The organism is Candidatus Zixiibacteriota bacterium (genome assembly GCA_022865345.1).
GTDB lineage: Bacteria > Zixibacteria > MSB-5A5 > MSB-5A5 > RBG-16-43-9 > RBG-16-43-9.
Window position 1 is genome coordinate 16,473 of sequence record JALHSU010000058.1, and the last position, 12,262, is coordinate 28,734.

A 12,262-nucleotide genomic window follows, 5' to 3' on the forward strand; every position below is an offset into this window, starting at 1 on the left:
ATCCGCCTGGAGGTTTAAATGGCATAACCTCTCCCTGCCCTCTCCTTGTGAAGGAGAGGGTAAATCATTTTAGGGCAGAGCAATGTTCTACCTATTTTTACTAAAAAACATTTGCAAAATTCTGAAATTAAATTAGATTGTAAACTTGAATTAAAAAAGGAGTTGGAATGATAGACTTACACACTCATTCGGTCTTAAGCGATGGGGCACTCCTGCCTGCGGAGCTGGCACGCCGGGCTTATGTTGCCGGTTATAGAGCTATTGCGATCACGGATCACGTTGATTCCGGTAATCTTGCCCTTGTTCTGGCTCAACTTATAAAGGTTTCAAAAGACCTGAATAAATATATGAGGATAAAAGTCTTGCCTGGTGTCGAAATCACGCACGTTCCTCCTCAACAGATACCAGAGCTGGCAGAGTTGGCTCGAAAATTCGGAGCAAAGATTATTGTGGTTCACGGAGAGTCGCCAGTCGAACCAGTGATCCCTGGTACTAATTTAGCTGGACTGGAAAGCGACCTCGACATTTTGGCTCATCCGGGTTTGATAACTGAAAAGGAAGTCAAGCTGGCAAGAAGGAGAGGAACATATCTTGAGCTTTCTGCCCGAAGAGGTCACTCTCTGACTAATGGTCATGTGGCTAAACTTGCTCGCAAAGTTGGGGCGAAATTAGTCATCAATACGGATGCTCATTCTCCTTCTGACCTTTTCACCGAAGACATCTTGAGAAAAGTTGGTCTGGGTGCGGGTCTTTCAGAAAAAGAATTCAAGGGCGTTCTGCAAAATTCTATAGAACTTTTAAGAAAAAGAAGGTGATATGAAAATAAAATTTACCAAGCTCCAGGCTTTGGGGAATGACTATATCTATATAGATTCTTTTAAACAGAATCTTACAGGTTTAAATCTTAGAGATTTATCCAGAAAGATTACCGATCGACACTTCGGGGTAGGCGGAGATGGGCTGATCATCATTCGCAAAGGGAGAAAGGCTCCATTCAGAATGGAGTTTTACAATCCGGATGGGACTCCCGCCCAGATGTGCGGAAACGGGGTGAGATGTTTTGCCAGGTATGTGTGCGAACATGGTCTATGCAGGAAAAGAAAAATCGAGATAGAAACCAAAGATCGGATCATAGAAGCTGAGGTTCTAAAAAGGACTGGTGAGTTTATAATAAAAGTCGATATGGGTGAGCCTATCCTGGAAAGAAAGAAGATTCCTGTGAATGGGAAGGGCAAATTCTGCATTAACGAGGAGATAAAGGTCGATGATCGATCGATCAATATAACCAGCGTTTCTATGGGTAACCCGCATACTCTCATCCTCGTAGATAGATTTGAAGAAGGCTGGCAGAAGTTAGGTGCAATGGTGGAAAAGCATCCGATCTTTCCTGAGAAAACCAATGTGGAATTCGTCAAAGTCTTAAATCGTAAAAAGATACAGTTGCGGGTCTGGGAAAGGTCAGCCGGGGAGACTATGGCATCCGGAACCGGTGCTTCTGCAGGTTTAGTCGCCTGTGTTTTGAATAATAAAACCGATAGAGAGGTTTTAGCTTATTTCCCAGCCGGATGTCTAAAAGTGAGCTGGGATGAGAAAAATAATCATATCTATGTGATTGGACCGACGGATGAAGTGTTTTCGGGGATATATGAATATAAAAGTCAATGACGAATGACGGATATCGAATAAAAACGTAGCCTCGGGCTTCACGCCCGACGTGGAAAAACTTCACGAAAATGAAGAAAACCAGCAAAACCCAACATTACTCAACTCTCCTCGCTGACCTTGCTTCTCTGATTGAGCAGGGGCGTAAGGCGGTGGTGCGGTATGTTAATACTGTTCTGGTGGCTACTTACTGGCTTGTCGGGAGAAGGGTTGTGGAGTATGAGCAGAAGGGGAAAGAAAGGGCGGAGTATGGAGAATTACTTCTTGAGCAACTATCACGGGACCTTACAAGTAAATTTGGTAAGGGATTTGGAAGGGAAAACCTGCGTTTGATGCGCCAATTCTATCTTATATATAAGGATACTCGAATTTCCCAGACAGTGTCTGGGAAATTGTTAACTAAAAAATCCCAGACGGTGTCTGGTAAATTATCGAAGAATAAAAAAGAGCAGACGCTGTCTACCGAATTAATGATAATATTTCGGACACCGTCTGAAGTATTTCAGAAAGGCTTGACACAGTATAGCCAATCCGAAATATGGAACACCCTGTGTGCGAAATTCTCTCTTTCCTGGTCTCATTATTGCCTCCTTCTTCGCCTGAATGAACCTTACAAACGAGAATTCTATGAAGCCGAATCTATCCGGGGAAACTGGTCAGTGAGGCAGCTCGACAGACAAATTCAATCCATGCTTTACGAACGGACTGCACTATCTAAGAGAAAGCTGACAGTCATCGCTAAAGCACACGAAAAACCTGTTACCCTCAAGCCCGAGGACGAAATTAAAGACCCTTATGTTCTGGAGTTTCTTGGATTGAAAGATGAGTATTCAGAGTCACAATTGGAAGAAGCTTTAATTAAACATCTGGAACATTTTCTGCTTGAATTGGGAGTTGGTTTTACCTTCGTTGCCAGACAAAAAAGGATTACCCTTGAGGGGAGCCATTATCGTCTGGATCTTCTTCTTTATCATCGAGTCTTGAGATGCCTGGTAGCGATAGATTTGAAGATCGGTGAGTTTACCCACGCAGATGCAGGGCAGATGAATTTGTACTTGAATTATCTAAAAGATAAAGAAAAGTTAATTGGAGAAAATAAGCCGGTTGGGATTATTCTTTGTACTGACAAAAAGAAAACAGTTATTGAATATGCTTTGGGCGGAATGAATAACAAGATATTTGCTTCAAAGTATAAACTCCAATTGCCTGCTCCCGAAGTCTTGAAAGCTGAGATTGAACACGAAAGACAAAGGCTCTTGGAGATGAAAATTATTAAAGGCGAGACATAAGACGAAAAAATCGTCTTACGTCTCACGTTAGTTATGACCAATACAATCCAAACTGGCATAAGTAATTACATCCATCACTTAAAGTTATTCTCTAAGAACGCCAGGCTGTTCTTACTGGGCGCTTTTTTTATCGGGCTGGCGTTTGCGGGGTTTCAGCTTCTGCTTAATCTATATTTAAAAGAGCTTTCTTTTGGTGAAAGCGCTATTGGTCAGATTTTGTCGATGAATGCCTGGGGTGCGGTTGTTATTACACTGCCAGTTGCATATATTCTGCAAAGAATCCAGATCAAAAAAGTACTTATCATCGCTACCATTTTGGCTGCGGCATTATATTTTCTTCAGGCAAGCATCCTGGGACTTAAAGGATTACTTTTAGTCAGTTTTTTCTTAGGGATGAGCGTGGCTTCTTACCGGGTGGCGGCTGCTCCTTTCTTTATGAAAAACAGCACCCCGCAGGAAAGAACCTATCTTTTCAGTATGAATTTCGGGATAATGATCTTCGCCGGGATTGTGGGGAGTTTAGGGGGAGGATATCTGGTGAGCCTGCTTAACAGCTTACTTGGCGATCAGGTCTGGGCTTACCGGGGCTCACTTTATGTAGCAATTCTTTTCGGCTTGGTTGGTCTAATTCCTTTTTATCTGATACGGCACGAGGAGACTCGGAGCAAAAATGAAGAAAGTCTGGCTTGGGATTTCAAACTTCTAAAAGAAAGAGGAGGATTACTTCTAAGACTTTGCATTCCTTTTTTCATTTTAGGCCTGGGTGCAGGACTGATCATCCCCTTTTTGAACCTTTATTTCAGGGACAGGTTTGGTCTGCCTGCGAAGGACATTGGTATTTATTATGCGCTTTTGCAGGTTTTCATGCTGGCGGGAATTATATTAGGTCCGGTGCTGTCCAAAAAGGTAGGGATGATCAAGAGCATCGTCTATACTCAATTAGCTTCCATTCCTTTTATGCTCTGCCTGGCTTTCAGTTATCTTCTGCCTCTGGCTGTTCTGGCATTCCTTTTAAGAGGTGCTTTGATGAATATGAGCCAGCCGATCTCAACTAATTTCTCTATGGAGAAGGTAAACGAGAAAGAACAACCGTTGACTAACAGTCTAACTGCTTTAGCCTGGACTCTGTCCTGGGGGATAAGCGCAAGCTTCGGCGGGAAGCTTATCCAATCCTCCGGGTATGTTTTACCATTATTAGTCGCCACGGGGCTTTACATTATCTCCAGCATTCTTTATTTTTACTTTTTCTCCGGTAAGGAGGACCGGGAATTGGGTAAAGCAAAGCCATTTATTCTAGAAGCAGAGACTCAGAAAGTTCCAGCGGATTTCAAATATGAGTAACGAGGGGAAAGGAGCAGGTAGCAAGTAGCTTGTAGCTAAAAGGAAAAAAGATGAATAATTTTGTGCAAGAGATAATAGAAATAATAAAAAGCAAGATAGAATTTCCTCCTGAGAAAATTGAAGCTCTTATCGAAGTGCCACCGGAGGAGAAGTTCGGGGATTATGCTTTTCCCTGTCATATTTTAAGCAAAGAACTGAAGAAGCCTCCTCAAGAAATTGCTTCTAAACTCTCTTCAGAGCTTATGCCTAAAGAGCTGATTGAACAGATTTATCCGATTGGACCTTATATCAATTTCAAGGTAAACCGTGAGAAATTCGCAGAGTATGTGCTACAGGAAATATTTGAAAGAGATTTGGATTATGGCTCAGGTACTCAGGGAAAAGGGAAGACCATAGTGATGGATTATTCTCACCCCAATATCGCCAAGCCTTTTGGGATCGGGCATCTCAGGTCAACTGTGATCGGGAATGCTCTGTACAATATCTTCAGAAAATTAGGATATGAGGCTATAAGGATAAATCATCTGGGAGACTGGGGAACTCAATTCGGTAAGGTCATAGCCGCATATAAGATGTGGGGAGAAGAGAAGGAGCTTACCACTGATCCGATCGCAACCCTCTATGACCTTTATGTTAAGTTTCACCGGGAAGCAGAAGGAAAACCTGAATTAGAGGAAGAAGCCAGAAGGTGGTTTAAGAAATTGGAGGACGGAGACGGTGAGGCTTTAGAGCTCTGGGAGAAGTTCAAAAATTTCAGCTTAGATGAGTTTAATCGAATCTACAAGATGCTGGACATCTCCTTTGATTCCTATGCAGGTGAGAGCTTCTACAATCAGTTCATAGAAAAGACCGTTGATAAAATGAACCAGATGGGGCTGACAGAAATGAGTCAGGATGCCCTGATTGTCAATTTGGAAAAATATGGTATGCCTCCCTGTCTTATCCGAAAAAAAGATGAGGCAAGTCTGTATGCCACGCGAGATATCTGTGCGGCAATTTACAGGTATGAAACTTATCATTTCGACAAAGCACTTTATGTCGTGGGCAGTGCCCAGAAGCTTTATTTCCAGCAACTCTTCAAGGTCTTAGAGCTTATGGGGTATGCCTGGGCAAAGGATTTGGTGCATGTTGATTTCGGCTGGGTGAAATTTAAGCAGGTGATGATGTCTACCCGGAAAGGGAACATTGTCTTATTAGAAGATGTGCTAAATAAGTCGATTGATTTAGCCCTGAAGATAATAAAGGAGAAGAACCCGGAGTTAGAGAATAAGGAGAAAGTCGCATTTGATGTGGGTATAGGTGCGGTTATATTTGCCAATCTTTTCACCCGGAGGAATAAGGATATCGATTTTGACTGGGACAAGGTCCTAAATTTTGAAGGTGAAACCGGGCCTTATGTTCAATATACCCATGCCAGATTGTGCAGTCTGATTCGCAAATCTCAGGAGCGTTATGGGACGAGGCCCGAATTTGAGAAGTTCCTTATGCAGTTTCTTTCGACTCAGGATGAACATAGCCTAGTCAGAAAGTTGGAGGATTTCCCCAGAAAGATAAAACAGGCTGCTCATCAATATGATCCCGCTATAATCTGTTCTTATTTACTAGAACTTTCATCCCTATTCAATCGGTTTTACCAGAAGGAGAGAATCATAATTGAGAATGTAAACTTAACCAAAGGCAGAATGCTATTGGTCAGAGCAGTTCAGACTGTGATTAAATCAGGTTTGAGTATATTGGGAATTAAATCTCCGGAGAAGATGTAAGAAGTTAGACGGAAGACGTAAGACGAAAAACGGTAAACCCATGTTGCCCTCAACATGGGTCGATGCTCAGAGAACCCCACCTTTCCTACGGATCCAAATTCGGAGAGGGCAAGGTGGGGTTACTGATTTTTACAAACGGACAAACAATCAAACTTTTGAACTGTATTTAAGATAATTATGAACAAAGAGGAATTAAAGCTGGAGATAGGCAGGATCAGGGACTCTGTGGGGACTCTCCTTGAGATCAGAGGGGTCTATTATGATGGCCAGAATATCACTATTTTAGGCTCTCCCTGGTTTCCGATGGAGGACTGGCAGGATGACGTAACAAGACGCCTCTCGGAAATAGGATATAATGTAAGGTTCGACCAGAACGGGACCCAAACTATTATGGAGCTTTCCAGAATCGGAAAGGTGGTCAAGCCTTCTTTACCCTGGGTCAATATAATCCTTTTCTTCTTGACTGTCCTGACGACTTTCGCCACTGGTGCCTTTATGGAAAATCAGGACATCTCTAAAAATCCTTTCCTGATTTATAGAGGAGCGACTTTTGCAGTGCCTCTGCTTTTGATTTTGCTGTTTCACGAGTTCGGGCACTATATTATGTCCAGAAAAAGCAGAATAAAAGTCTCTTTGCCTTATTTCATTCCCGGCATACCCGGGCTGAATATACTGGGAACATTCGGGGCGATAATTCGTTCAAAAGCTCCTTTTAAAAATAGAAAGGAGCTTCTGGACGTAGGCGCAACAGGTCCTATTGCCGGATTTGTGGTCTCGGTTATAGCTCTGGCTTTGGGGCTGGCAACGTCTCAGGTTGTAAAAGAGATCCCAGGTCAGGGGATTATGCTGGGAGATTCCTTAGCCTTTAAATTAGTCTCCTGGTTAGTTATGAAAGAGGTTCCAACCGGATATGACACCCTTTTAAGCCCTATGGCTTTTGCAGGTTGGGCTGGATTACTGGTGACGATGCTTAATCTTCTCCCTATCGGACAATTAGATGGTGGGCACATCGCTTATGCCCTATTCGGCAAAAAGCAAAAAATAATTGCCCGAATTATAGTTTTGAGCTTGATACCTTTAGGGATTTTCCTGTGGCAGGGATGGCTTATCTGGCTGGTTCTGGCTTTTATCGTCAGGATACCTCATCCGCCGACTTTGAATGATGCGGTTCCTCTGGATAATAACAGAAAAGTAGTCGGCTGGATTTCCCTCATCATTTTTATCCTCTGTTTTTCACCAGCACCGATCAGGTTGCATTAATTATTTTTGCAGGAACTGAAGTTAACCCCTCCCTGCCCCCTCTACAGGGGAGGGAAATAAAATTCCCTCTCCTTTTAGGAGAGGGTTAGGGTGAGGTCAATCTTTTTTTATAATGTCAGGAGAGGAACTCCTGACACAACAATCATGTTTTTTTAGGACAGAACAATGTTCTGTCCCTACAGAGAGGCGGGATTATCCTACTCTATTCTCTGGGCGGTCTTGATTATCCCGTATGCCCCTTCATCTAAATAAGCCATCAGTTTCAGGTATTTGTACCTTTCCTCTAAAGTTCCCTCGATGGCTTTCTTGTCAATTGAGGCTAAAAGGACTTTTCCGAAGATTATGATCTCCTCCCCGTATTTCTTGGTCCAGTCCAGAGAACATTCCAGATGGGCTTTGCATTCTGCGATTCTGGGGGTTGTTATCTTGACCGATTTTAGGGGAGTCAAGCCAACCTTCTCGATTTCCTTTGAGTCCTGGCCCTTTGACTCCGAAGCTTTCCAGATTTTATTTGCCAGCTCAGCCCCGGGGATGTTTATCACGAATTCTCCGGTGGAGAGAATGTTTTTTGAAGTGTCATGGTTGACATTGCATCCAAACCCCACGATGGCTGGCTTCCTGGCAAAAATAGAGATCCAGCTTTTGGGAGCAACGTTAGGAATTTTCTCCCGGTTTATGGATGTGACCAGAACTACCTGGCCAATCAACGGGAAATGGATATTATCCAGCATCGGAAAAGTATTTGTCTCATTCAAACCCCTGATCTCAAAATCGATTTTCTCCTGAATCTTTTTTCTCATTTCGTTCCTCGCTTATATTTAGATTCTGTCAAATCCGTTTAAGATTTAAAAGCGTCTTTTTAAAGACAGGACGTTCTTCCTCTCGAGGTATTAATTTTACAGGTAACCGGGATTGGGATTCCCTTAAGGATGTTATAATATATTCTCACAAACTTGCTTGTCAACTGGAAAATGCAGATTTTCTAAAAAGAGTAAGGCTGCGGGATTGTATGCTCAAGATCATTAAGAATTGCATTTTTGTGAAATAGTTTGCACAGGAGGTTTGGTATCCCGTCGCATCAAGTCAAGTTCAAATGGATTTGTGTTTTTGACTCAATTAAGTCAAAGTTAGATTGAAGATTATGACCTGTGCAAAAAGTCAACAATAAAAGCTTATTGCTCTAATATGGCATAGAGCTTGCATTTTAATAAGTTGAATTTTAACCAGGAGGTCTTATGAAAAAACTGTTCATTTTTTTAACAGTAATTTTATTCTTTTTTTTGACATCAATCTCCTCGTTCGCCAAGGCAGGTGATCCATTATGCTATGCTTCTATCTCCGGAAAAGTGACGGACCAGAAAACCGGAAAGCCATTAGTTAAGGCTTTTGTGATGGCAGACAAGTTAGACGGTCGGAAATTAGTCGCCCGTACTGATTCTTCCGGGGTTTATCTGTTAGACAAACTTTCTGCAGGGAGATATGAGCTTTCAGCATTTGCTTTTGGATACTTTCTCGAAGTTTATCCTGAAACCCTGGAGGTTGAGTCAGGTGATACCCTGACCGGAATCAATTTTGAGCTTAGCACTATGCCGACTGGATCAATTTCAGGCAGGGTGACAGACTCGTTGACTGGAAATCCTATTGCTAAAGCGAGGATTTTCGTTCACAATATCGAAGGATGCGAAAAATCTTTAGCTTTTTCCGATTCTGCTGGTTACTATTTTATCGATAAACTGCAAGCAGGAATGTACCGGGCAACTGCATTCGCCAGAGGGTATAAACCTCTAAAATATCATATCTCAATCGAAGTAGTAGCTGATTCGGTCAGCTCAGGAGTGGATTTCCAGATGAACAAGCATGGTAACCAGAGAGAGGGAAAAATTTTCGGACAGGCAAAAGACCAGGAAACAGATCTTCCCATCCCCTTTGCGATTGTCATAGCTTATTCAGCTTCTCCTGACCAGGAATATGAGCAGACTGCGGTAACGGACGAAGACGGGAAATATGTGCTGGAAGACCTACCGATTATATCATTTAAAATATTGGGCACAGCCACTGGATACATATCAGAATATTACAAAGAAGCTCTTCTGGAGGAAGACGCCCGTAAAGTGACTCCCACCTCCTCCCAGGTCGATTTCAGACTTTCCGGGATTCAGGAAGGGTTCCTCAACATCGGAGGAAAAATCACGCTGGATGGTGAACCTTTAGAGAACGCCACTATTTATGCTATTTCTAAAACAGAGCAACTTTCAAATTCGGAAGAGGTATCTGCTTTAAAGGTTAGCAGCACGTGTGGAAACATAGCCGCTTCTGCTGTCAGCGGGTCAGAAGGTGAATATTTGCTCGAAAAGCTCTTGCCTGGAACATATTATCTTCTGGTGACTTCACCTTATGGAACTGTAAACGGGCCTGAAGTAGAACTTAAATTCAAAAATATCTGCGGAGTTGACATAAACATCGGCAGATCAGACGTAAAAGAGGGCAATAATTCTTTACCCAAAAAAATATCCTTGAGTCAGAACTATCCTAATCCTTTTAACCCCGCAACCACCATACCATTCCAAGTTAGAAGTTTGGAGTTTGGCGTTGGGAGACCCGTACACACCTCCCTCACAATTTATAATCTGACAGGACAAAGGGTGAGGATTTTGCTGGACGAAGAAATGATGCCTGGAGATTATCAGGCTATCTGGGATGGGAAGGATGATAATGATAAAAAGGTAAGCTCAGGGATTTATTTCTACAGATTTAAGGCAGGAGATAATTCTGAAACCAGAAAGATGATAATGCTAAAATAGAACTATTTAACCTCGTTTCCTTCATATTTAAAAGTCCCCCCGCAAATGCGGGGGGACTTTTTTTAGAATAAAATTCTTGACTTCACAAGTGGAATCATCGGAAAGTGTCTATACAGTTATTATATTACTACTCAGAAAGAGAAGAAATTGCCGCAACAGAAGGTAGAGACGCATGGCCATGCGTCTCTACAGGATTCTACCCCGCTCGCAGAGGTTTAGGGTTGAGGTGAATCTGTGGAGGGGTTTTTCTGTTATCCTGTTTTAGTTTTTCAGGGTCAATCTTTTTGTCTTCCCAGACCTTTAAAAATATCTGAGCTATCTCTGGATCAAATTGTGTTCCGGCACAATCCTCTATCTCTTTCAACGCTACGGGAACTCCTTTCCTTTTCCGATAAGGCCTATCACTACACATAGCATCAAATGTATCCACCACAGCCAGAAGCCTGCCCTGGATGGGAATTTTTTCCTGTCTGAGACCGAATGGGTAGCCCTGGCCATCGAACCTCTCGTGATGATAAAGTATATAGGGAAGCGAAGGTGATAAAAAAGAGATTCCTTCTAAAATCTTTGCCCCCTGTGCCGGGTGGGCTTTCATTATTTCAAACTCTTCTGGTGTAAGCTCTCCAGGTTTATTCAGAATGGCATCCGGAATGCCGATTTTTCCTATGTCGTGCAGAATTCCCCCAATCTTCACCTCCCATAATTTCTCTGCATCCCAGCCCATTTCCCGGGCAATTATCTCCGCCATATACCAGACCCTCTCGGTATGACCGCGGGTATAGATATCTCTGGCTTCGACTGCATTAGCTAGGGCGGTTAATATGTTGAGGTAGGCTTCTTCAAGATTCTCGTATAGAAGAGAGTTCTCAATGGCTGAGGAAGCCTTGCTGGCGATTATGGAAAGTGAATTAATCTGTCCCGGAGAGAAGGAGAAATAGTTTCCAATCCTGACCAGGTTAAGGACTCCAATCAACCTTCCTTTAGCCATAAGTGGATAAGAGATGAATGACCTTCTGAGCTTATCTTTTTCAGACTGCTTATCTTCTTCTCCTGGATTCAGAATTTTGGGCTTGGCATTTTTCACCACCCACTGCGGAACCGGGTGCTCGCCATGCAGGAAGTTCAGCTCCACGGGATGGGTGCTCATCCCATAATAAGCTTTAAGAACCAAACTTTTATTTTTATCCTCAACCAGTAAAATAGAGGAGAGACTGGCATCAAACTCCATAGATAAAGTTTCTAAAATGAGCTGGAGCAGGGATTTCAAGTGGATGGTTGAGCCCATGGCCTCGCTTATCTTACAAAGCGAAACAGTTTCCTTTAGGTTTATATTTTCCCGGTAAAGATTCTGTTTCTCCAGTCCCCGGCGAATTGTAGCCCTCAAGCTTTCTAGGGTAAATGGTTTGATCAGATAATCGTAAGCCCCCATTTTCAGGACCGAGATCGCATTCTCAATTGCAGGCTGCCCGGTCATCAGGATAACAACGATATCCTGGGAAATCTCCAGGGCGCTTTTCAGGATATCGACTCCGGATTTATCTCCCATTATCAGATCGGTCAGGACCAGATCAACCGGCTGGTTTTTTAAGATTCTTAAAGCTTCCTGGGGAAGATTGGTAGTCAGGACCTCATTATCATCAGAGGACAACATCTCCTGAATGATGTTGCAGATGTAGATTTCATCGTCAACTACCAGTATTTTTGCTTTGGAAGGCATCTGGGCTATCTTTCTGATTTTGTTAACCGGAGCAATCATATTTTCTATCGGCTTTGGAACTCGAAAGTTGATTTTTTTACTGTCTTATTTTTGCACATTATTGGATGACGTTTATTTAATAGAAGGTGAAAAGAAATGGTCCAGTTCAAGCCAATTCGAAGCATATTTACAGACCTGACTGAAATCAGGGATAAAAACTCCCAATATTTATTAAGCTCGATAAATCGAGCAACTACATTCCTCTTACCAAGCACCGAACTATCACATCCATTTCAGGTTCATTTTATTCTGTAATCGCAATATAATAATGTCCTGTTTTAGCAAAGTAGAAATGTCCTATTTTGAGATTGCCACAATATCTTACTTTAAAGGAGGATATTATGGCAGGAAAGGACATGATCAGGATGAGTCAAGAGGAGATAAGAAGGG

General features: G+C 42.5%; 9 protein-coding genes. 7 read left to right on the forward strand and 2 right to left on the reverse strand.

The genetic code is table 11. From position 1 onward, the window contains the following. Positions 1-167: 167 nt before the first annotated feature. The 6 genes from MUP17_02470 to MUP17_02495 all read left to right on the forward strand — a co-directional run bounded on the left by MUP17_02470 (position 168) and on the right by MUP17_02495 (position 7,315). On the forward strand, positions 168-815 hold the full coding sequence (locus MUP17_02470) for a histidinol phosphate phosphatase domain-containing protein (GenBank protein ID MCJ7457837.1): 648 nt from the start codon (positions 168-170) through the stop codon (positions 813-815). 1 nt (position 816) lies between these two features. Then, entirely contained in the window at positions 817-1,665 is an 849-nt protein-coding gene (gene dapF / locus MUP17_02475; protein ID MCJ7457838.1) for a diaminopimelate epimerase, read from the forward strand. A 68-nt stretch (positions 1,666-1,733) separates the two neighbouring features. Next, positions 1,734-2,951 (forward strand): PDDEXK nuclease domain-containing protein, encoded by a 1,218-nt coding sequence (locus MUP17_02480; protein ID MCJ7457839.1) that lies wholly within the window; start codon positions 1,734-1,736, stop codon positions 2,949-2,951. A gap of 33 nt (positions 2,952-2,984) precedes the next feature. Then, the gene (locus MUP17_02485; protein MCJ7457840.1) at positions 2,985-4,292 is read left to right on the forward strand and encodes an MFS transporter; all 1,308 of its coding nucleotides are present in this window, start codon (positions 2,985-2,987) and stop codon (positions 4,290-4,292) included. A gap of 50 nt (positions 4,293-4,342) precedes the next feature. Continuing rightward, on the forward strand, positions 4,343-6,055 hold the full coding sequence (argS, locus tag MUP17_02490; GenBank protein MCJ7457841.1) for an arginine--tRNA ligase: 1,713 nt from the start codon (positions 4,343-4,345) through the stop codon (positions 6,053-6,055). A gap of 177 nt (positions 6,056-6,232) precedes the next feature. Then, entirely contained in the window at positions 6,233-7,315 is a 1,083-nt protein-coding gene (locus MUP17_02495; GenBank protein MCJ7457842.1) for a site-2 protease family protein, read from the forward strand. Positions 7,316-7,512: 197 nt separating this feature from the next. Here the strand turns inward: MUP17_02495 and MUP17_02500 are convergent, their stop codons facing one another. After that, the gene (locus MUP17_02500; protein ID MCJ7457843.1) at positions 7,513-8,115 is read right to left on the reverse strand and encodes a flavin reductase family protein; all 603 of its coding nucleotides are present in this window, start codon (positions 8,113-8,115) and stop codon (positions 7,513-7,515) included. A 435-nt stretch (positions 8,116-8,550) separates the two neighbouring features. On the opposite strand from MUP17_02500, the gene MUP17_02505 reads away from it, so the two are divergent. Further along, entirely contained in the window at positions 8,551-10,116 is a 1,566-nt protein-coding gene (locus MUP17_02505; GenBank protein MCJ7457844.1) for a carboxypeptidase regulatory-like domain-containing protein, read from the forward strand. Between the two features lie 196 nt (positions 10,117-10,312). Here the strand turns inward: MUP17_02505 and MUP17_02510 are convergent, their stop codons facing one another. After that, positions 10,313-11,833 carry a response regulator gene (locus MUP17_02510; GenBank protein ID MCJ7457845.1) on the reverse strand — a complete coding sequence of 507 codons (1,521 nt, stop codon included), beginning with the start codon at positions 11,831-11,833 and terminating at the stop codon, positions 10,313-10,315. Positions 11,834-12,262: the final 429 nt, after the last annotated feature.